The 21,287-nt window shown below is 48.8% G+C and carries 17 protein-coding genes; 5 read left to right on the forward strand and 12 right to left on the reverse strand.

All coding sequences use genetic code 11. From position 1 onward, the window contains the following. Positions 1-2: 2 nt before the first annotated feature. From P8J86_07105 to ppk1, 7 genes are all read right to left on the reverse strand, one after another. Complete coding sequence (locus P8J86_07105) at positions 3-686, reverse strand: Hsp20/alpha crystallin family protein (GenBank protein MDG2054457.1); 684 nt, start codon at positions 684-686, stop codon at positions 3-5. Between the two features lie 272 nt (positions 687-958). Continuing rightward, entirely contained in the window at positions 959-1,624 is a 666-nt protein-coding gene (locus tag P8J86_07110; protein MDG2054458.1) for an exonuclease domain-containing protein, read from the reverse strand. A gap of 23 nt (positions 1,625-1,647) precedes the next feature. After that, positions 1,648-2,211 (reverse strand): hypothetical protein, encoded by a 564-nt coding sequence (locus P8J86_07115; GenBank protein MDG2054459.1) that lies wholly within the window; start codon positions 2,209-2,211, stop codon positions 1,648-1,650. A 19-nt stretch (positions 2,212-2,230) separates the two neighbouring features. Next, positions 2,231-2,965, reverse strand: coding sequence for an SDR family NAD(P)-dependent oxidoreductase (locus tag P8J86_07120; GenBank protein MDG2054460.1), 735 nt, complete (start codon positions 2,963-2,965; stop codon positions 2,231-2,233). An 88-nt stretch (positions 2,966-3,053) separates the two neighbouring features. Then, positions 3,054-5,693 carry a hypothetical protein gene (locus tag P8J86_07125; GenBank protein ID MDG2054461.1) on the reverse strand — a complete coding sequence of 880 codons (2,640 nt, stop codon included), beginning with the start codon at positions 5,691-5,693 and terminating at the stop codon, positions 3,054-3,056. A 152-nt stretch (positions 5,694-5,845) separates the two neighbouring features. Further along, on the reverse strand, positions 5,846-7,384 hold the full coding sequence (locus P8J86_07130; GenBank protein ID MDG2054462.1) for an MFS transporter: 1,539 nt from the start codon (positions 7,382-7,384) through the stop codon (positions 5,846-5,848). Positions 7,385-7,437: 53 nt separating this feature from the next. Then, the gene (gene ppk1, locus P8J86_07135; protein ID MDG2054463.1) at positions 7,438-9,687 is read right to left on the reverse strand and encodes a polyphosphate kinase 1; all 2,250 of its coding nucleotides are present in this window, start codon (positions 9,685-9,687) and stop codon (positions 7,438-7,440) included. A 105-nt stretch (positions 9,688-9,792) separates the two neighbouring features. Here ppk1 and P8J86_07140 point away from each other — a divergent pair, with 105 nt between their 5' ends. Genes P8J86_07140 through P8J86_07150 form a run of 3 tightly spaced genes read left to right on the forward strand, consistent with a single transcriptional unit; the run spans position 9,793 to position 13,087 of the window. Beyond that, a complete protein-coding gene (locus tag P8J86_07140; protein MDG2054464.1) occupies positions 9,793-11,178 on the forward strand; it encodes an MFS transporter in 1,386 nt (461 codons plus the stop codon). A gap of 57 nt (positions 11,179-11,235) precedes the next feature. Continuing rightward, the gene (locus P8J86_07145; protein ID MDG2054465.1) at positions 11,236-12,024 is read left to right on the forward strand and encodes a sulfite exporter TauE/SafE family protein; all 789 of its coding nucleotides are present in this window, start codon (positions 11,236-11,238) and stop codon (positions 12,022-12,024) included. Positions 12,025-12,058: 34 nt separating this feature from the next. Further along, positions 12,059-13,087, forward strand: coding sequence for an FUSC family protein (locus P8J86_07150; GenBank protein MDG2054466.1), 1,029 nt, complete (start codon positions 12,059-12,061; stop codon positions 13,085-13,087). A gap of 232 nt (positions 13,088-13,319) precedes the next feature. Here P8J86_07150 and P8J86_07155 read toward each other — a convergent pair whose 3' ends face one another. Further along, positions 13,320-16,046, reverse strand: coding sequence for a hypothetical protein (locus P8J86_07155; GenBank protein MDG2054467.1), 2,727 nt, complete (start codon positions 16,044-16,046; stop codon positions 13,320-13,322). A 630-nt stretch (positions 16,047-16,676) separates the two neighbouring features. Continuing rightward, on the reverse strand, positions 16,677-17,063 hold the full coding sequence (locus P8J86_07160; protein MDG2054468.1) for a hypothetical protein: 387 nt from the start codon (positions 17,061-17,063) through the stop codon (positions 16,677-16,679). Between the two features lie 140 nt (positions 17,064-17,203). Between P8J86_07160 and P8J86_07165 the strand changes: the two genes are divergently transcribed. Then, complete coding sequence (locus P8J86_07165; GenBank protein ID MDG2054469.1) at positions 17,204-17,431, forward strand: hypothetical protein; 228 nt, start codon at positions 17,204-17,206, stop codon at positions 17,429-17,431. 72 nt (positions 17,432-17,503) lie between these two features. Here P8J86_07165 and P8J86_07170 read toward each other — a convergent pair whose 3' ends face one another. From P8J86_07170 to P8J86_07180, 3 genes are read right to left on the reverse strand one after another with little or no spacing between them, the layout of a single operon-like run. Further along, on the reverse strand, positions 17,504-18,115 hold the full coding sequence (locus tag P8J86_07170; protein ID MDG2054470.1) for a hypothetical protein: 612 nt from the start codon (positions 18,113-18,115) through the stop codon (positions 17,504-17,506). Next, positions 18,112-19,611, reverse strand: a complete 1,500-nt coding sequence (locus P8J86_07175) for a WcaF family extracellular polysaccharide biosynthesis acetyltransferase (protein MDG2054471.1) — start codon at positions 19,609-19,611, stop codon at positions 18,112-18,114. The genes P8J86_07170 and P8J86_07175 overlap by 4 nt, the downstream gene beginning before the upstream one ends. After that, on the reverse strand, positions 19,608-20,060 hold the full coding sequence (locus P8J86_07180) for a hypothetical protein (GenBank protein ID MDG2054472.1): 453 nt from the start codon (positions 20,058-20,060) through the stop codon (positions 19,608-19,610). The genes P8J86_07175 and P8J86_07180 overlap by 4 nt, the downstream gene beginning before the upstream one ends. A 376-nt stretch (positions 20,061-20,436) precedes the next feature. Here P8J86_07180 and P8J86_07185 point away from each other — a divergent pair, with 376 nt between their 5' ends. Then, a complete protein-coding gene (locus P8J86_07185; GenBank protein ID MDG2054473.1) occupies positions 20,437-21,276 on the forward strand; it encodes a hypothetical protein in 840 nt (279 codons plus the stop codon). Positions 21,277-21,287: the final 11 nt, after the last annotated feature.

The following is a 21,287-nucleotide window of genomic DNA, read 5'->3' on the forward strand; positions in this document are numbered from 1 at the left end:
TCTTACGCATGGACACGGACCATGACAGGCTGAACTGTGCCCTGAGTCATACCGTTCAACATGCCTTGGCCTAAGAAGCCTTGTGCATTGGCGAAAGGTACGGCTGTTCGGCCATGTGTCATTGGACATTGACGTGCGACTGTATTCATGCCCAGGCCATGAATGCCATGGTTTCGATCGTAAACGGCATTGGTTATTGGCATTGTTTGTAGGCCGTTGTTCATCATGCCAGTGTTCCAGCTGGTGTTCATACCAGTGAAGGCATCAATTTTTGGAAGAACCACGAGGAGTACGCCGTTGTTAAGAGTGGCGACGATTTCATTGGAGAGAACAGGGCAAGGGAGCAAAATCGTTCGCTCAAAGCGGAGTGTTCCTCGTTCGCTGTGTACAACAGTTGCTGTCGTTGGTACAGGGAGAATTCCGAAGCCGCGAATGATGAGCTCGTTGCCAATGGTTTGGATTTCGATGTTGCTGGCTGGTACACCTGGGAGTTCGATCTCACAGTACAGGCAAGCAACGTCTTCACAGAGGTTGATCGCGGGAACGGTGGTGTCAGTCAGGTTGCTGAAGTTGGTTGTGCGAAGCATTGTGTTCGTGGGCATCACACTGCTGTCAAAGAGACGGTCAACTTCGTTACGGACGCGGGACGTTGGGTTTACTGTTGGGAATAGAGTGCGAGTAGTCATCACACACCTCCAAAATAAAGAGAAAAGGTTTCCGTTGGCTGGTCTTTACATTGGCCAGCCGCATTCACAGGTCCCGAGTCGCAAAGAGTGTGCCCATTGACTTGTGTCGATTTAGGGGGCGAGGGATGGGGGGGATGCTGCCAGAGTGCGTCGTGAGCTGTCAGGCAAGATGCCAAAGTGGCAACCTCAGCAGTACCACCCCCTTTAAGAAGGAGGCTGGCTGGATGACAGCGCATGCGGAAAGAGGCGTTTAGCTAATGCAGATCAGGTTTTTACTGGCTGGGAGTACTGGCTTCAGCCTTAAGGCGTCGTTTAAGCTCAATGAGCATCGGAGATCCCGCCATGGGCGTTTTTGACCGAGGCTTGCTCTGACCCCTCAGCGGTGTGGAGGCGAGTAGCTCAGACATATACGGGCGGCCAGTCACTTGATCGTGATGGGACAAGAGCGTTCCCAGAGCGAGGGCATCATCGAGCGCTCGATGAGATCGGGCCCGACTAATCCGGTGAACCCCTAGAAGATGATCAAGCCGAGCTGATGCAAATCCCTTGGCTCGCCATTTGATGCCTCGCACAGAGCAGAGCCATCGGCCGTGAGCTGCTTGGGGCAGTGTGCGTTTGAGCATGCTGCGATCGAATCCTGCATTATGCGCAATCAGTACTTCGCTCGCTTCGATCAAGGTGACGATACGATTTTCATCGAGCTGCTTCCCACGTAATTCAGTGAGCGAGATGCCGTGTGTTTGAGCTGCCGCTGGATGCATGGGACAGTTCGGCTCACGAAGGCCGCTGTACTGTTCACTGATATTGAGTACCTGGCCGCTGGACGATGAAACTTCAAGCTGGACTAAGCCGACCTCGATGACTTCATCGTCACGACTGATGCCAGTGGTCTCGGTGTCAATGATTGTGACGCGTATTGTTGGATCAGCTTGATCCATATTGGTCCAGTCATTCGTTCTAGTCAGGTGGCTTGTGGTTCTTCAGCATCTTGCTTTTTATCAAGCAGATCAATGATGAGTATGACAAGAACGATCAGGCTGACAGCGCACATGATTGAGATCAGTGTTGCTGCATACCACTTATGTGAGGCACCATCGGTATAGGCAGTCCATCCAGCAATTGTTCGCCATGCGAACGCTACTGAAAAGAGTAGTGTGGAGGCGATTGCAGTGACCACTGCCCATCGTTGTCGAGAAACGATCAAAAATCCCCATAGCAATGAGAGGCCTCCGGCAATGCCACCAGAAAGCAATGCTGTCTTAGCTTTGGCGTTATAGGCGATCTCGCCAAACTCCTTGACCGAAGCGTTTGCCGCTTGAGGAGTGGCATCAGCTGATTCAACTGCCGCCACCTCTGCTTGGGATTGCTGGGTTTGATCTTCAAGTGGGGTGCCAGCTGGAATGTAACTAACCGCAGCGATGGCGATTGCCCAAAGGAAGAGGCCGTAACAAATCATGATGATGCCTGTGAATGGTCGCATGACCTCAGGGTAGGGCGCACGCCAAACATTGCAAGTGGGAGGCATTGGGCAGGTACTTTAAGGATCAGAACTCTAAGTTTGGATCTCTGATATCGGCAAAGTCGCCGCTCGGCAGCTGACCCATCGGTCCAGTGAGCATATGGAATATATGCCTGGCAGCATCTTCAGGATTTGGCATATTGGGGGTTCCATAGGCGGCACGAAGTCTCCCAAAACTGGGGAAGGCCTGATCTTGGTCAAGATCCCGAATCGTCGATTGCATACTGGTATCAATCAAGCCGGGGGCGAGTGACAAGAAATGCGTGTCTGGATGCTCATTCGCAAAGAGCTTAATCAGCATGACAAAGGTTGCCTTAGAAAGTGCATATCCAGCCCAGCCACTGTGCCCACCGACTGCAGCACCTGATGAAATAGCAAGTACAGAGTTGATACGAATTGGTAAATCAAACAAGGTGTTAAGAAGGATCTTGTTCGACCAAACATTCACGTTCATTGTCTGTTTAAGATCTGAAGTATCGACCTCTGACATATGAGCAAGCTTACCCAGAATCCCAGCATTTAGAACAACCAAATCAATATGATCAATTGTACGAAGCGCGGTTCGTGTGCTTGTTGCGATGGAATCAAGTTCCCCGAAATCAACATGGGTAAACTTTAGGCTGTTGCCGTTCATGAGATCCTTCGGCTCGGTTCGCCCCAGTGCGATCACCTCATATCCTTGTTCAATAGCAACTGTCGCAATGCCATGGCCTAGCCCACGGTTGCAACCAGTAATCAGTAGCCGCTTTTTTTCTGTCATGTACGAATGATTCTATAGAAATAAAGAGAGGTGAAATTGATTGATTTGATCTAGCTGAGTTAGTTCATGTTAGTCACAACAAAAAGAGCTACTCAAGCGTAGAACCAAAGTTGATCAGTAAAAGTGAAAAGTCATCCAAGTCAACAAAGCAGTTGTTATCAAAGTCAGCTGTGCAATCAAAGTCCAATTGGCATGGCTCACTGCAAGCGCCCCACTGGATGAGTAGTATGCTGAAGTCATCAAAGTCGACTTTGCCGTCTCCATTTGCATCACCATCTAGTTTTGGATAGCTCGGTAAAGCGCTCCGTATATTCCAGGCTAATATTTCTGGCGGCGCATCATCAAGTGGACTCATTGATTCCAGATGAAGCTCAATGAGTTCTAGTGGAAGGTGCTGGATGATTTCAAACTGAATCGGTAGCTCAGCTTGTTGTCCTGGTTTTAGCACAACTTTGCCATAGACTGGCTTGCCTGCTTCTTGGCCATTGAGGCGAACCGCTGGGTTGGGTTGTCCCTTGGGGTCATAGGCAATAAATCGATAGGGGAAGACCTCTGTGTTGTCCTCATGATGGTTTCCGACGATCACTTCATCGTCAATCACTACGCCAACAGCAGGCGTTGCAGGCTTGGGTTCCTTTTCGAAACAGAACCAGCCACGATGAACCAACTTGCCTTCACAGCTATTGACGGCCCCGGTGTCTAGGTTTAATACCGTCATTTGCCAACATGCAGTATCGCCAAGGCTATTGAGATCTTGTGGTCGGTCAATTTCCACAATGATGTCTTCACATTGTTGTGCTGCCACCATAATCGGCAAGGGCCCAGCGGGCGTGAATGTTGTTGGACCATTGGACCCACATCCAGCACCAGCAGGGAGTCCTTGGAAGTCAACAAGGTAGAGGTGGTCGGTGACGCTGTCGTTGCAGAGTGTGATGGTGACTGTTTTTGATGTATTGCTATAACAAAACGGTGTGACAGGAGGGAGGCCACATTGATCTTTACACTTACCTGCACAGCCGGCATTTGCTAAGCCGGCCACCTCAGTGGGATTCAGCACTCGATTAAATATTTCTACCTCATCGATGCGGCCCATGAATTTAGGAATAGTCCCAGCGGTATAAGGCAGCATTGCGTGGCCGATTAATGTCGGCTCGGTATTTGCCAGTGACCCCAACTCTTCAGTTGGATCATAGGTTGTGGGGTGGGCAACACCATCAACATAGAAGGTGACGCCATTGGAATTGTCGCGGTCTACGGTAACGGCTACATGGTGCCATCCCATGGTTCCGACAAGGGGGCCCGAGCAACAAATAGATGTAAAGGGAGACGAGCCAAGCCCATCGCCAAGTTCAAGGCCCAAATGTGCATCGTGGACAAAGAAGTAATAGCCAACATGTCCGGGGCTACGATCATCGACAATCGGGTTTTCTTTGCTGGTGTAACTATCCATATAGATCCACGCATCGATAGAGAAGTCTTGCTTTGCTTGGATATCAATGTCATGAAAGGCTCTTACGGCACTATCAACACCATTAAATCTGTAGCTCTCGCTGACTTTGCCAACCTGACCTTGGGTGGCATTGAAGGGAATGCCGTCGTAAGCATTAATCATTTCCGCAGCGATACCAGACGCTAAGAGTGGATCATCGTCTAGGGGCCACCAAGCGATCATGTCATCTGGGGGATCGACACATGGGCCGCAGCATTCAGCGGTTTCGCAGCTGGAGCCATTTCCAAGGTACGTGCTCTGATCCAGGCTAAAACAGATCTCTTCACTGACAGTCACGCAGGTAAAGTCATCAAGAACTGCGTCGAAGTAACAGCAAGCACCTTGGGCGTCACAAACCGTGTTCTCACACGTGGACCCGATACCAGCAAACACAGAGGAGGGCAGTTCTGCGCACTGGCTCTCTGAAATAATTGACTGTGACCAAAACAAATCGCCTGGATTGATGTAGCAGCAGCAACCAATGGCAGGACATGTTGCATTTGCGCACGAAATGCCATCACCTAGATAGGTTGATTGAGGTTTTAAGAGGCACTCACCTTGGGTCATTTCAGCACAAGCCCAGTTGGTATTGGTAGGGCCTCGCACGGCTTCAGCATCACCTACCCAATAGCAGCAGGCACCGGTTGGCGGTGCTTGCACAGCGTGTAGCCTGGCCATGAAGTTATTCGTTACAAAACCAAATGACATGGTGTTCCAGCCTGGATAGGCTGTGCCATTAGCGTTGTACCACCAGGTAAAGTTACCACTACTTCCGACAGTGGGGGGGTTGGCATAGGCGAGTCCCATGGTGGGGCTCCAGCCGCCAAGTCCTAACACATTTGTGAATTGGATCGTGAATGTGACATCATCGGGCACGACGATATCCGGAACGCTGAACGAGACTGGAGTACTGCCAACAGGTAGGCTGACGTTCGCGGTTGTTTGTTGCCAAAGTAGCGCACTGGGAGCAGCGCCCAGGCCGCCGGCCCAAAGCTGGGCAGTTATATCAGCAGTAACGATGGAGTCGCCATGATTCCAAGCCATGGCATCGAACTGCTGAATCTGGCGTTCGGTGCCCGCCAAGCTGAGTGTGTCTCCCCAAACAGCACCACCTTGGTTTAGAAAGTGGTTACTTGGGTTGGTCATGTTGTCGTAAACAACAGTCTGAGCGCTGGTTATGCCAGCCCAGACAAACGAGGAGACGATGACGGCAACGATCGATCGGAGAGTACATTTCAACGGTTTGTCCTCCACTCCGTTGTTAGCACTAGCAGCGCGCCCCTGACAGTGCCTGAAGGTACTCATTGAAAGGGGAATGGTTGGTATAAGCAAGGCAGAACTATAGGAATTAGGTCAGATGTGCCCTCATGCTAAGGAGAGGGCTGTTGAGGCTATTCCGCTTGGCGGGGTGTTGCATGGTGTAACACGGGTTTCGCGGTGGCTTGGCTGTCGCTGTCTGACTGATCTTCCTGGGAATGACCATGGGTTTCTCGAATGAAAAATGAGATGACCAGTGCAATTCCTAGGCACACTGGAATCAAAAGCATTGCGATCTTCCAGCTACTGATGGGTATCTTCGTCAACTGTGAGTCTGCACCGTTTGCTGAGCCCGAGACAGCGCTCCAGATTTCACTGACACGCCAGAGATCTGTATTTGGCGCCAGCGACCAGCTTGCAGCCATGGCTGTGTCATAGGAAATGGCCGTTGCACTCAGTGGTGGAAGCTGATCGGTGTTCGTTGAAACGGCGCTCAGTAGTTCGCCAAAGCCCCACATCATGAAGGCGCCAAGCATCATGACAATAAAGTTAGTGAATGCGACTGCAGTTGCACGGAAGCGACCAGGGCAAACTTCTATCGCATGTGCGAATTGGATGACCTGTGTGCCAGCAAATATGCCTAGTACAAAGAGCACTGCAAAGGTGCCGATGACCATCAAATTGACACCAAAGAAGATAATAGCGATGACGCTAATTGCTGAGCCAATAATTCCAATCTGAGCAGGCATACGGCGGCGGTGTATTTTGTCAGATATGAATCCAGCGCAAGGGCCACCAATAATGAAACCAATAAAGAATGCAACCATGCCGCTGGCGGCAACTTTGGGTGTAATGTCAAGTAGATTGATCAGGAACGAAGTTCCCCAAAGGGAGGCTAGCACTGAGATCGGTAGCCAAAGTGCACCAGCAACGAGGCCAATCATCCAGATTTGAGGATTCAAAGCTACTTTACGTAAGCCGACGAATAACTCACGAAAACTATGTGGTCCTTGCAGGAACAATACAGTGAACCACTCAGGCCTTCGCGGAATGATCACATAGATGAGGACTGCTATCACCGTTGAGAGGCAGGCGCAGACAAAGGCGACGTTTCGCCATCCAATCTCATCTTGGAAAAATACCATTGGGGTTTGGGCAATAATTCCACCAACACTTCCAAGTGCCACAGTCATGCCCACCAAGAGACCCATTCTCGCAGGTGAGAACCAAACACTGCAGACATAGATGGCACCAACAAATGCGAAGGCGGATCCCACGCCAATGAAGGCACGAGCAAAACCGAGTGTTGTGAGATCATGAGCGAGGCCCATGAGGAGGCAGCCAATGGCACATAAAATGCAGGCTATCGGCAGCAGGTACTTTGAGCCATATCGATCAAGCAAGCCGCCAACAACAAGCTGCATGGGTGCGTACGCCCATAAGTACATTGCCCAAGTAAAGCTCATATCTGCTGAGGTTGCCTTAAATTCTCCTTGGAGTTCCGCTTCAATCGTGCTCCCCATGTCACGCAAGAAGAACTCGAAGAAGTAAAAAAGCGCGCCAATAAACCAGAAAAGCCAAGCGCGCATTGAGCCACGGTGATGCTCTGCAAGCGCATGAAGCTCTGCAATTTTCGCGTGGTGGTGCTTGGTTGGTTTTTTTTGGTGCGACATAGGGGGATCCGCAGTGCAAGTGGGGGGCTTTAGTCGCTAAGAGGATATCTACTTTATGCCCTTGGGTGTTTGGCTGGATTAGATGTTATTTTATCTTCAGGCATTCGCTTGGATGCATTTGTCGCCGCCAGGGCATCTTCGCATAATACTTCGAAGGATCCAATTGCTCCAAGCGTTCTATCCTGATGCTCGTCAGCTGGGGTTCGTTTCTTATAGACGCCGTCATCCTGCATTTCCCATGAGTCACGGCGATCGGCTGCTGAGACCTCAAGAATGCGTAGAAGACGTTGGCGTGCGGCCTGGTCTTCAACCGGGGTGATGATCTCAACTCGGTTGGTTAGGTTGCGTGACATCCAGTCAGCCGAGCCGATGAACCAGTGACCATCCAATGGTGCCTTTTGGCCATTGCTGAAGTGAAAAATTCTGGTGTGCTCTAAGAAGCGGCCAATAATTGAGAGTACCTGGATGTTCTCGGATACGCCCGGAATTCCAGCTCGTAGGCAGCAGAATCCTCGAACAATCAAAGTGATCTTAACGCCAGCTTGTGATGCCTCATAAAGCCGTCTAATGATCCCCATGTCTTCTAATTGGTTCATCTTTGCAATGATTCGAGCTGGTCGCCCAGCCTTCGCATGAGCAATTTCGGCATCAATGAGTTCATAGAATTCATGTCGCATCGTGACTGGTGCAACGAGGATCTTTTGGTAATGCCGGTTCAGGGATCTTCCAGTTAAGTAGTTAAAAATACTGACAATATCATCCGTGATTTTAGCATCACATGTCAGAAGTCCAAGATCGGTATAAAGCTGGGCAGTACCTGGGTGGTAGTTCCCTGTGCCAACATGCGCGTAGCACTGAAGTCCATCTTGTTCTCGGCGTACAACCAATGAACACTTACTGTGGATTTTTAGGCCCACGACACCGTATGCAACATGAACACCGTTCTTTTCAAGATGTCTCGCAAGATGAACATTCTTGTCTTCATCAAACCGAGCCCTTAGTTCAACCAAGCATGCAACTTGTTTTCCATCTTGCGCAGCTTTAATCAAACTATCTATAAATGGTGAGTCAGCGGAGGTTCGATAGAGTGTCTGTTTAATAGCTAATACATGCGGGTCACTGGCTGCTGCCGCAATGAAGCGTTCAATGGATGCAGTAAACGACTCGTACGGATGGTTGACCAGAATGTCTCGCTCACGAATAGTGGCAAAGATATTGTCGTCCTCACTTCTGAGCCGTGGTGGTAGCGTGGGGCGCCACTGATTTTCCTTTAGGTCCGGGCGATCGATGGAATACAGTTCGCCTAGTGTCTCTTCGGATGGTCCGTCATAGATGTAGACATCACTATTCTCAAGTTCAAGCTCCTCTTGAAGGAGCTTCATGATTGAGTCTGACGGATGGGATCTCGTTTCAAGTCGGACAGGCTCTGCCAATCGCCGAATGCGCAGTGAAGCCTCAACTGATTCAAGAAGATCTTCAACCTCATCATCACCCATATCGAGGCCAACCCCACGGGTGACGCGGAAAGACATGATGTCTGCAACCTCAAGACCTGGGAAAACAAGTGATAGATTGTGTTGAATAACCTCTTCGATAGTAATCAGTCGTGCTTCTTTGAAATCCTTGATTTCGCCGATTTGTCCATCACTACGAATAGCGATCAAGCGGGGTAGTGAATCGGGAACCTTCAGTCGAGCGAAGAGTCTTTCACTACGTCCAGACTGGGATAGAAGCACGCCAAGATTATGTGAGAGATTTGAAATGAAAGGGAATCGGTGTCCCGGATCGACAGCGAGTGGCGTGAGAATGGGGAAGACGTTGGCATGGCACCAGGTGCTCACACGGTTGCGCTCACCTATCTCAAGCTGCTCATAAGAGATCAGGTGTATTCCTTCGCTAACTAACTTTGGTCGAAGTTGTTCAGACCAACACCGTTCTTGATTTCGTTGGAGTTGCTCAATGATTGGCCTGACAGCTTCAATTTGTTCCCGAACGGTAAGGCCGTCATGAGAGACACGATCTACATCTGTCTCAAGCCGTTTTCTCAAAAGCGCCATTCGCTTCATAAAAAACTCATTGAGGTTTGATAAACTGATAGAAAGAAATTTGAGGCGCTCAAGTAATGGTGTTGAAGCGTCGACTGCCTCAGCGAGCACTCGCTCATTAAATCGAAGCCAAGAGAGATCACGTCCGAGATATAAATCTGGACTGTCTAGCGATTTGTTATGCTCCAGATTTGCAGCGGTCTCTTGGCGAGCATCTCGGACCGCTTTTGGGTTGGCAGCATCTTGATATGAGTCCATGCGTTTTTTTTACATCCCTTCTGGTAGAGCAGAAATTATACTCTCCAGCTATGCTTTTCCGGGGCCTCTTGTACTGAAGCGAAGTGATGAAGTGAGGAATGCCCATTGAGCGATAGTCCATCAAACTCTGTAGAAGGGGCACTGGTTCTAGCTCGACTGGATCGTATCCCAATATGGCCCTATCGAAGGTCATTATTGGTCATTGTTGGTTTCGGGTTCTTTTTCTGTTTTTTTGACATCATCACAATCGGTGCCGTGATTCCCGTGCTCAAAACGCAGTGGGACGTATCAGATTCACTACTCGCCTGGACGATAACGGCGAGCTTAGTCGGTTATGTCATCGGTGAATTTATTGTTGGTCGTATCGCTGATCGCTTTGGGCGGCGACTGGCATTGTATATCTCTGTTACGTTCTTCTCTGTCGGGTCGATCTTATCTGCGACCAGTCCAAGTCTTTGGTGGTTGGTGGGATGGCGGTTGATGTCTGGGATGGGAATTGGTGCTGAGCTCTCCAGTACCACAACCTATTTGGGTGAAATGGCGCCAAGGAAGATTCGTGGGCATGTGACGGCGATTGGCGTTGGGTGTGGTTTTCTTGGATTTGCAGTGGTTCCATTTATTTCAATGGCCTTGATCCCTAACTTTGACTGGGGATGGAGAGCGATTTTCATTATCGGTGGCATCATTGGAATTTTTATTTTTATCATGCGTCGCAGAATGCCAGAGACGCCGCGATGGCTTGTTGCTCACGGTAGGGTAGAGGAAGCAGAAAAAATTATTGCCGCTGCAGAAATCCTTGCCGAGAAGAGACTCAAGAAAAAATTGCCCAAGCCGTTGGAAAAACGGCCGACGTTGGTTGCGAATAAGCACTGGCTGAATTTATTGAAGCCACCGTATTTGATATGGGTCATTTTATTTAGTGGAATTTGGAGCGCGTACTACATTGGTAATTATGCATGGTTGACACTGACGCCTCAGCTATACCAAAATCACGGCATTTCATTACCAGCTGCGTTTTTTGTGCAGGGATGTACTTCACTTGGTTTCGTGTTTGGAGCAATTCTAGCAGTGTTTCTAGGTGATCGAATCGAGCGGAAGTGGCTCGCATCCATCATTGCTTTGTTGTGGTGCGTTTGTCTTCTGTTGGTTGGATGGTTCCCATCTATATGGATCATCATGGTATGCGGATTTGCGGCCAGTACATCGATTGCTATTTTTATTCCTATCGTCTACACCTATACGGCGGAAACATTCCCAGTATGGGGACGAGCAACAGGCATTTCAATGACTGACGGTATCGGTCACATTACAGCAGCGTTTTGCGGTCAGATTATCTTTGGAATAAGTGCAATTTATGAGTCATCAGGTTACTCATTTCAGGCAGCATTTACGGTGATGGCAATCAGTGGTTTGCTGACGGTTTTCCTGCTTTTGTTTGGGCCATGTAAAACAGGTCAATCTTTAGATGATGCAGGCTCGCTTGTCTCGTAGTGGGATCTATGCCATTAAGTTTGCACCTCATCGTAACTGGGTCTAGTCTGCATACACATGCTTATTGAGATATTTGGATACTTGGCTCTTGGAATTGTGGCAGGCCTACTTGGTGGAATTCTGGGTATTGGTGGTTCAGTTGTTCTGATTCCTGTATTGAACCTGATTTTCGGTTTCGGCTTCCATCTGTCACAAGCTGCTGCCATGACTGTCAATCCATTTATTGCAGCTCCTGCAGCATGGGAGCACGGCCGAGCTGGATACATTAATTGGCCAATATTCTGGAGATGTTTGCCCAGCGGAATCTTGTTCATCATTTCTGCTGCGATCTTAAGCAATTACATTCCTGCTATTTATCTTCAGTTCATTTTTGGTCTTTTTCTTGTCTGGGTGTTTATTGATGGCCTGGTCAAGTTAGTTCGGAAACGAACGGAAGTTCAGAAAAACGTTCGCGATGCAAATTGGTGGCGATGTTCATTAGTTGGTGGGATTACGGGCGCTTTTTCAGGTCTGTTGGGTATCGGTGGTGGTCTTGCAACGGTGCCACTTCTGCAGAAGTTGTGCGGCCTTTCACTGAAAACAGCTATTGGCACCTCATCTGCGATCATGATTCTGACGACGACCTGTGGGGCGTTAGCAAAGAACATAAGTCTCAGTGAAAAGATTGCTGATGGTTCGACCGTCAATGGCCTCACCTCTATAAGTATTGCGGTGTGGCTCATTCCGACAGGCATTATTGGTGCACTCATTGGTGCACATCTATGCCACATACTTCCAAATCGAACGGTGCGATCGCTCTTTCTGATATTAGTCGCAATAGCGGCAGTCAAGATGTTAGTGCCTTAATATGATGGATCGGTATAGATACGAATCAAAGATCTTGAGTCAATTTCGTCTGCTTAATGCAGCAAAGACATCACTCGCTATTGCGATTGGTCTTTTACTGACTTGGGCGCTATCAGATACCGTTGCGAAAGCGCAATGGATTGTCATAAGTAGCGTTGTTGTGATGGCAACATTGCCTAATGTTGGGGGTGTTCTACAAAAGGCTGCCTTGCGTGTTGGTGGAACAATCTTGGCGGGTGTCGTTGCTATCGTTCTCGTGCTCATCCTCGGAGGACATCCAATTGCGGTTGGAGCGGCATTGGTCATCATCTGCGGTTTCTTTGTTTACTTGGGAGGCAATCCTAAAATTGGTTATCTGGGTTCTCTGGCAGCGATCACGCTCATCATCATGGTCGATGTTTTCGAGCCTCACTTAGAACAGGTTTTTTGGCGTGGCATCAACATCGTTATTGGCGTGTCTATTGCATTACTCGTAACCCGATTTGTCTTTCCGATTCGGGCTCGCCTTCAGTTGCGACTTAGTATGGCTGAGACTGTTGAGCAGTTTGGAAAACTTGTGCGAACTCTTGAGCCTATTAGAGAGGAAAAGACATCGCCTTGTGATGAAGTAGAAGACTCCATTGTTCAAGGTATCTTAATGCAGCGAGGTCTACTTCCACTGGCTGCAACGGAAAGCCGAGGCTTTCGTTCGAATCGAGCTGCTTACGAAGACGTTATTCTGGCAGAGAGAATGGTGCTGCGTGTAACTCAGGTCATTCGTTATGCAATGGGGCACTCCGAAGATGGCGCAGCAATGATTCGTTCGCTGGAACAGATCTCACCATTACGTGAAGACATTTCGATTCGACTTGAAGAGCTTTCCAATGGCCTGCGAAAATCTAAGCAGATATCAAAAGGAATAGCTCAGTCGGAAAGTGAAGCCCAATTGAAACAAGACCTAAGAGAATTGATGAGCGAAGTAAGTGATCGTACTTTCCTTAGCCCGCCAACCTTTGTTTTTGCAATGGAGTATTTGCGCAGAGAAGTGAACCATCTGCACGAAGCCATTAATAAGATGCTTTAGTCTTTCGATTTTCTAGAACAGTCAAAAAGAAGATCGATGGAGCGCTTTTTAGCGCTCCATCGATCGGTCTGAAGAAGTGGAGCCGAGATGAGGTGCATAAGCGATGCTTATGCGATGGCAACAAGGAGTCATCTTGCCGCTGTAGAAGAACGCGAGGATTGCACTTGGCAGGGGCAAAAAAAAGCAGAACCCAAATAATGGGTTCTGCTGGGTTTTATTGAGCGTTTTGGATTCAGAATCCAATAAGGAATATGGTCAGATCCTGGTGATCGACTATTCCATCACCATTAATATCGGTGGCAGCGGTATCACTACCCCATTCACTGATCATTTTGATGAAGTCTTGAGCAGCGACGGTGCCATCACCATCGAGATCCAAATTCTGCCTCGTAGTTGGTCTTTTATCACCAGGTTCGTCAGCTGCCACCAGGCTATCTAACTCAACACTGGCGCTGCGATCTTCACAGCCAAATGGTGTGAGACGATAGATCCGGCCAGCATTATTGATGGCTTCCGTAGAATATTTTCGAGCATTTGACAATACATAAGAAAGCCCAACGTCAGTATCTAAGAAAGCGACAGCAAAGCCTGATTCAGCTTTCTCTTGGGCTGGAGCAAATGACTTGATTCCACTGCCATCGATACCAGAACGAATATAGGTCTTTCCTTGCTTTGTAGAATTCTTCGTGTAGCGAGGAGATCCGGCGACCACATCGAATATGCCGTCGCAATTAAAGTCTCCATTGCCAGCAAGCGAACTGCCGAGTCGCTCATCTGCCTTGCTGCCTCTCATCGACCACATGAGCTCGCCATTTTTTCCACTAAACATGCTGATCAGTCCCAGCTTCTTCTTATTGCTATTACTGGGGTGGTCGTATCTTGGACTGCCGACAACAAAGTCATCTTTGCTGTCACTATCTACTTTGCCTGCCCATGCGATGGTGGCGCCAAGTTGTGCCTTCTTCACGGTTCCGTAGATCGTATAGATTTCATCGAAACTGCCGCCTTTGAAGGCATAGACAGCGCCGCCTTTAGATTCAATTTCATCGTTGTAGGGTGCACCTACAAGAAGGTCTGATGGCCCACTGCTATCAAGCTTTTTGGCAACAGCGACAGCCTGACCAAACCGATCGCCTGAATTTTCTCCTTTGAGGACTTTCGCGATGGAGCCATCTCCGCCTTGGATCACGTAAACCTTACCTGTCTTTGAAGTCGAATAAGGAGCGCCTACAGCGAAGTCATCAACGCCATCATCAGTCAGATCAAGTCCGCCAGAAAGTGAGCTTCCAAAACGGTCGCCAGCTTTCTTGCCAAGGATCGTTTTTAGGGTTGAAAAGTCGGTGCCGGATATGACGTAAACACCGCCACAATCTTCCTTGCCTGTTTGGTCGTATCGGGGGGCACCAATGAGAAAGTCATTTGTTCCATCGCTGTTGTAATCACCCGCACAGCCAACAGCGCCGCCAGCCTGATCCCCAGCATTTTTCCCTAGGAAATCCCATAAGGTCTCGCTGCATTGGCCAGAAATGACTTTGGCAGCACCTGCATCTGCACCGTTTGAGTCGCTTAAGGGTGAGCCAACCAAAAGATCGTCATAACCATCGCCATCAATGTCACCAATATTTGCGATTGAGCGGCCGTACTGTTCATTTGCGACAGTGCCGTCAAGGTCTCCACGGTAGCAGAGTGTATTCAATTCATAGTAATAAGCGGCCCCGGAGTTCGTGCCGTTTATGTCATCATATTCGTTTCCAATGATGACCTGATTACCATCAATCGCTGGGCGGCCGAATAAATCGTCGCTTGTTGCATCTGATGGTTCGAGACGACTAACGACTACCCAATTGTCGTTGACATCCGTTAGCACATAGCTAATCCCAGAATCTTCTCCATTGTCGTCCTTGCCACGAGCTGCGATCAAGGTTGTTGTGTCATCAGATTTGATGTAACCGCCAAAACCATCACCGGCATCTGAGTCACTAGGGATAATGATCTGGTTAAGTGACCAGTCTCCTTGGCCAGATTTTCTATATGCAAAGACGGCACCAGAGTCACTTTTGCCATCTGAATCACGACTATTCGCACCAATCAAGATTGAGGAATCACCTGAGATCGAGATGGCACGGCCAAAGCGATCTCCACTAGAACCATTGCTGTCACTCAATTTGTCCTTTAATTGCCAAGATTCGCCACCAGTGATGAGTGATGTCTTTTCATAGACATAAGCAGCGCCATTTTGAGAGCCTTGAATATCATGAGATGGCGATCCAATCACAATAAGGTCATCTGAAAGATCGAGATCTCTCGAGTAGTAATCAAAAAAGCCTCCATCATCTGGTTCGAGTTTGAACGCCTGCTCCCAGCCGTTTTTGCCGTCTAATTCGAAAATATAAGCGGCGCCAGTGGAGCCATTACAGCCTTCTGCGCCAACCAGGAGTTGATCCGAATCAACAGCTAAGCTCACGCCAAAAAGATCATTGGCAGCGCCATCGTTGGCAATCAAAGTGCCTTCAAGTTGCCACTGGAAAGAGTCGTCTAATGCATAAACGTATACGCTGCCTGCGTCCTGGCCATTGGCGTTGTCGTCAAATGGAGCTGAAGCGAAAAGATAGTAAACACCACCAGATTCACCAATTGCCACAGCGAAGCCCAAGCGATCAGCCCCGGATCCGTCTGGCGCAGTAATAAACTGGCTTTCTTCCCATTCACCACTCAGGCTCTGTTCGAAAAAGTAAACAGCGCCTGCATCAAATCCTTCAGTGTTATCTCGGCTAGCAGCACTAACCAGGTAACCATCTTTCAAGGAAATGCTGCCACCAAAGTATTCTTCAGAACTACCTTGCGTAGGCACGATTTTCTGGTTTTCTACATAGCTATCAACCGCAAAGGTGGGTAAAGCCACAGTTCCGATTGCTACAGTCATTGCAGTTGTAATTAGGTGCATATCTCTTGTCTTCATTACTCTCTCATCTTCATTTCTTGTTCTGTATTCAAACAATTAGATCAAGACTTCTCTGATCCATTTTCAAATTGTGCATTCAACGAATCTTGATTCAGCCATGTGGCAAGCTATCTGCTGCACATGTTTGAGTTTCTTTCACGATTGACTCCATCGGCAAATTCTCGATTTCTAGCTCCCTAAAATGTGGCCACTTCCTAGGCAAGAGGCTGGGTGTTCAATCACGGTGGGAGCGGTCGTTTTTATTTGCAAACAGTGTTGGAGATGTCTCAGTGCACCTGATTCCCTGTTTTTCTTCCCTGCCACAAACAATGAGCAATAGTCCTGAGCGAGGGCTAGCTCTGAGATCGAATTAGAGCCTGACCCACCGGCAGCTTCTCGCACCTTCAGACTCTTGAAACCTGTAACCCTAATGTTACGGACAACTTGAGTGTACGCATAAGAGATTCTTTGGAAAGTAATAAGACGAAGACAGGTATCTTTTTTGGGTTGGGATGCAGCATTATCATGACAGAGTGAATAGCTAAAACCCCATTAGGGGCCCTAGAAGAGCATCTCTCTTGGCAGCACCCCATCTTGAAGCGACGATTTGCTGCCCGAGGCCCTTTTTTACAGGCATTGGAGCGGTTTCTATCGGACTCGGTTGAGGCTCTCTATCTTGGCCGCTTCAGTCGCACCATGGGGATACATCAGTCGGTAGGTCTGGATTTTGCGGTTGCGGAAGGGAGATATGAGCTGCCACGATTTGAGGCGGTGGACTTCGATCCCGCCGCCCACCAGTGCGTTGATCGTTTGTTCGGACAGATCGTCGGCGAAGACGACTTGTCTGCGGTAACCGGACTTGGCCAGCGACACATAAAACGGCGCGATGTCGATACTGCGTACGCGACCGAGGACTAAGTCGCGATGCGTGCTTGCCATGGTGAACTTTGATCTAATGCGAGTGAACGCTTCGTACTGAACTGGATGATAATCGGCGCAACCAGACCAAGCCTTGATCTGTTCTTCGGCTTCCACAGGTCAAAGGCAGGTACCTTTTTTAGTTCATTGTTGGGTATCATTAGGGCAGAGTGAAACGCTGATTTGCTGCACCAGATCCTTTTTCGTAGGCGTTGGAGCGGGTTCTATTAGATCCGATTGAATGGAGTGAAGCCTAAATGCAATGCAATATTGATGCTCGCGGTCGAGCCTACCGCCTCATGAGCGGACTTTTCGTAGTGGTGATCGCCATCATCTTTGCTGTGCTTAGCAGTCTTGGCGTGACAGGGCCGCTTTGGGGCTGGATTGTCACGGTCTGCTGTCTTGGAGGCGGTATCTTTATGATCTTTGAGGGCTGGGCTGGATGGTGCGCGGTGCGAGCGATGGGTGTGCGAACAAAGTTTTAGAGGTGCGCGAACTTGCTACCGAAGTCGGGGCATCATTCCTGACATATCTTGGTGGAGCGATTCGTTTCTACTTCACGAGTGCGACTTGGGATCCGTGTGCTCAGAGCGTTTTTTAAAAGCACGAGCTGGTTCACCGAGACAGATGTAATCGGATGGTAGATCGGAAAAGGCGCTTGATCTCGCGGCTAAAATAACACTGCTCCCAATGTTCACGCCTGGTCCTACAAATGTATCTGTGGCAAGCCAGCTTTGGTCGCCAACTTTGATTCCACTGCGTTTGATGCGCATGTCCTCTCTTTCATAGAGGTGGGTACCAGCACATAAATGTGCGTATTGGCTAATCCGAACCTGACTTCCGATATCGATCAGCCCCATGCAATTTAGGATGACGCCGCGCGCTATTATGGACTGTGTACCAATATGTAGATTCCACGGAAAGTCAATTTTCACACTGGGATCGATAACAACTTTTGCACCAATTTTGGCACCAAAAATACGTAAGAGCGTGCATCGCCATTTATTGCCCAAGGCAAAACTTGGGCGGAATAAAAAGTACCGCATCATCCACCATGCCAGGCCCTTGAGCCGCTCTCCTAATGGCATTGGCAAGAAAACTCGCAATCTAGGCGATGACACAACGGTGTGTTTGAGTGAGGATCTGTTCTCGTGCTCTGGAACAGTCATTTAAGAATTCGTTCCTTGAGCGGTTTTGCAGGGTTTCCAACACACACTTGGCTACTGGGAAGATCCTTATAGACGCTTGATCGAGCGCCAACAACACTGAGGTCGCCAATAACGACGCCTGGCCCCACAAAGGAATCAGCGCCTATCCAGACATCTTGGCCAATAGAGATTGGTGTACGTTGTAGTCGGAAGGTGTGATCTTGGTAATCATGCGTGCCGGCGCAGAGGTGGGCATATTGGCTGATGATTGAACGTTTTCCAATCTTGATCATTCCAAGGCTATAGAGAATTGCATGATCGCCAATCGTTGCATCTTCTTCAATATCCAACATCCAGGGAACTTCGATGTGAACGGTGGGGCGGATCGCAACACCTTTTGCAATCTTCCCCCCAAAACACCTCAATATAAATGATCTAAAGCGATACCAGTTATGAAAGCTGATACGGAAAAGAGGGCGGCCGATGACAATCCAGATGGTACGGAGAATCTTATCCCGCAGGGTCCAAGGGCTTGCTTCTGGCTGCATTTGTAACTTGCTAGCTACTGGAACATCGACAGCCGTTGGTGAGGTGTGAAGACTCGGTAGTGTGCCCTCGGGGTGAGCCAGCCCACCAACTGCTTCAACGGAAGGTTCGATGCGGACCGGTCGGCCTTCCCAAGTAATGTGATCTTCTTGATTTTTAAGGGAACGAATTTTCCAGGAAACAAGGTCATCGTACATTGCAATAAAGCGGCAGAATGCAAGACCAGCTCGCCCATCAAGTATTCCAAGTCGAAAGAAATACATATATAAAAAACGCCAGATGCCAGGGACTGGTAGTTTTGGGAAGAGCTTGCGTTTGAGCCATCGTCTTCGGCGCGTTGATTTCGTTAACGCAACGGACTCGTCATTACGAATGCCAGCCTTGAGTTCTGATAGTAGTGCCTGCGCTTCTAGTGATGAATAGCGGTTGTGCTTCGCCATGTAATGCCCAAGCCCACGACGATCATTATGAAGCATTGGTTGCTTAAGGTAGCCCAGTGGTCCATTAATGATGACATGTTCGTGTACTGGGCGCTTTTCGTAACGACCCATGCCGCGCTTGAATAACCTCATATTCCAGCTTGGGTAGTAGCCACAGTGTCGGATCGGCTTGTCTAAGAAGTAAGTGAGTCGATTGAGGAAAAAGCCATTTTCTTTGATCTGATCGACAGGCTGTACGGTGATGGCTTGTATCTGTTTTCGGAGTGGGTTTGTAATGACTTCATCAGCATCAATGATTAACACCCAATCAGATTCGAACTTAATATTGTCTAAACCCCAGTTTTTCTGCGCGGCATATCCTGGCCAGTCGTTATGAATAAAATGAGCACCAAAGGAGTGCGTAATTTCTTCAGTTTCATCAGTTGAACCACTATCAATGACAAAAATCTTATTCGTCCACCCACTGAGTGACTTTAGGCAGAAGGGTAGATTAAGCGCTTCATTGAACGTGATAATCATCACGTCGATCATTCGGTTTTTCCTCTCAGATCATCAGGGTCAAGTTTGCGATCACGGATGACAGCTGCCGGCGTACCTACAGCAATCTTCCAACTGGGAAGGTCTTTGAAGACTGAGGAACGTGCCCCAACCACAGTTCCGTCTCCAATAGTGATACCGGGTCCAACAAAGACATCTGCAGCAATCCAACAATGGTCCCCGATTGTGATGGGTGCGGGTACAAGCGGGTGCTTGGCATCTTCAAAATCGTGGCTGGCGCCACAAAGGAATGTGTATTGACTAATAGTCGAGCATGTTCCAATAGTGATACGTTTGACACAGTACACCTCTACATCGTCACCGATGCAGGCGTGGGCTGCCATGGTGAGGTGAGATGGCAACCAGATGCGGGCACGTGGGTATACACGAGCAGTTCTGTGTAGATCAGCACCAAAAATGCGGAGAAGTAAGTTTCGCCACAAGTGGCAGCACCTCGGAGATGTTCTGAACAAGGTGAGCCACACCAAACCCCATATCATGCGAGCGAGCCTATTGCCCATGCTGTGAGTGCTTTCATTCTCGTGTGCTGGCCGCATCCCTGAATTCAAGGTGTTTTCTCCTGGCTCGGCCTGCGCCGCTTCAGCGGCATCGGCGCAGTTTGGTGCCTCACTGCACAATCGCGAGACAATGCTGTCAAGCGTGCAGTGGGGCGACACGAATCATCCACTGTAGTGGCACCGATCGTGTCTATAAACTGGCCAAGGCTATATTGTAGCATGGCATCTCCGATTTAAGCCCAGGCACTATCTGTCGGGCGGATGTCGCTGGAAAGTCGTACTGAGGAAAGAGCATTAAATCATGATGGCAAAGGGGATTCTCGCACTGGCTATGTTGACTAGTTTAGTCGGCTGTTTTGGCGTCCCAGTTAACCCATCTTTTCCAGTTACTTATGATCTAGCGACTGCTGATCTGAAACGGATGCGGCAAGATCAGAAACGAACACAGCGACCGGTTGTTGTTTCTGCAGGGTATTTCGACATGGGCTTTGCAAGTGGCGACTTGGCCCAGCGTCTGAAAAAATTGACTCACAAAGATTCGCAGATCATTGCGGTGACCTACATTCGTACTAAGACACTGGAAGAAGCAGCAGAGTTTCTTATAAAGAGTGTGCAAAATGCTTTTCCAAGTGAGGATCCAGATGTGACAGTGCCCGTTGATGTCATCGGCATATCGATGGGTGGTCTTGTTGCTCGTCGGGCGACTGATGAACGGGGGTTATCTGGGCGTCGTTTAAATGCTATTAACATATATACGATTGTCACGCCTCATCGAGGCGCCAATCTAGCTGGGCAGAATGCGTCTGATATTCGGGTTCAACAAATGTCTGCTGGTTCTGACTTTCTTGAAGAATTAGCGCCACCAGATCAGGCGAACTATGAGAATCTCTATCCATATGCGAGACTCGATGATCTTATTGTCGGTACGTCGAATACGGCGCCATGGGGGATGGAGCCTTGGTGGGTCCCTAACATGCCGTTTGAATCGGCACATGTATTTGCGTATCGAGATCGACGAATCATAGTTGACATTGTGCGACGTCTCCGTAGAGAGGTACCTTGGTCAATTGAACCTGCTATGCCGCCACCAGGTCAGTCGGTAGAGACTCACGTAGACAGCAAGAGCTCAAACAGTTCATAGGAGTCGAGTTA

The sequence above is a fragment of the Phycisphaerales bacterium genome (genome assembly GCA_029268515.1).
In the GTDB taxonomy this organism is placed as follows: domain Bacteria; phylum Planctomycetota; class Phycisphaerae; order Phycisphaerales; family SM1A02; genus JAQWNP01.

Coding starts and splice junctions, on each gene's coding strand:
- P8J86_07165 (MDG2054469.1), top strand. CDS start 17,204: ATGCAATGCAATATTGATGCTCGCGGTCGAGCCTACCGCCTCATGAGC.
- ppk1 (MDG2054463.1), bottom strand. CDS start 9,687: ATGGACTCATATCAAGATGCTGCCAACCCAAAAGCGGTCCGAGATGCT.
- P8J86_07115 (MDG2054459.1), bottom strand. CDS start 2,211: ATGCCTCCCACTTGCAATGTTTGGCGTGCGCCCTACCCTGAGGTCATG.
- P8J86_07110 (MDG2054458.1), bottom strand. CDS start 1,624: ATGGATCAAGCTGATCCAACAATACGCGTCACAATCATTGACACCGAG.
- P8J86_07145 (MDG2054465.1), top strand. CDS start 11,236: ATGCTTATTGAGATATTTGGATACTTGGCTCTTGGAATTGTGGCAGGC.
- P8J86_07155 (MDG2054467.1), bottom strand. CDS start 16,046: ATGAAGACAAGAGATATGCACCTAATTACAACTGCAATGACTGTAGCA.
- P8J86_07185 (MDG2054473.1), top strand. CDS start 20,437: ATGATGGCAAAGGGGATTCTCGCACTGGCTATGTTGACTAGTTTAGTC.
- P8J86_07175 (MDG2054471.1), bottom strand. CDS start 19,611: ATGATCGACGTGATGATTATCACGTTCAATGAAGCGCTTAATCTACCC.
- P8J86_07105 (MDG2054457.1), bottom strand. CDS start 686: ATGACTACTCGCACTCTATTCCCAACAGTAAACCCAACGTCCCGCGTC.
- P8J86_07170 (MDG2054470.1), bottom strand. CDS start 18,115: ATGACTGTTCCAGAGCACGAGAACAGATCCTCACTCAAACACACCGTT.
- P8J86_07120 (MDG2054460.1), bottom strand. CDS start 2,965: ATGACAGAAAAAAAGCGGCTACTGATTACTGGTTGCAACCGTGGGCTA.
- P8J86_07130 (MDG2054462.1), bottom strand. CDS start 7,384: ATGTCGCACCAAAAAAAACCAACCAAGCACCACCACGCGAAAATTGCA.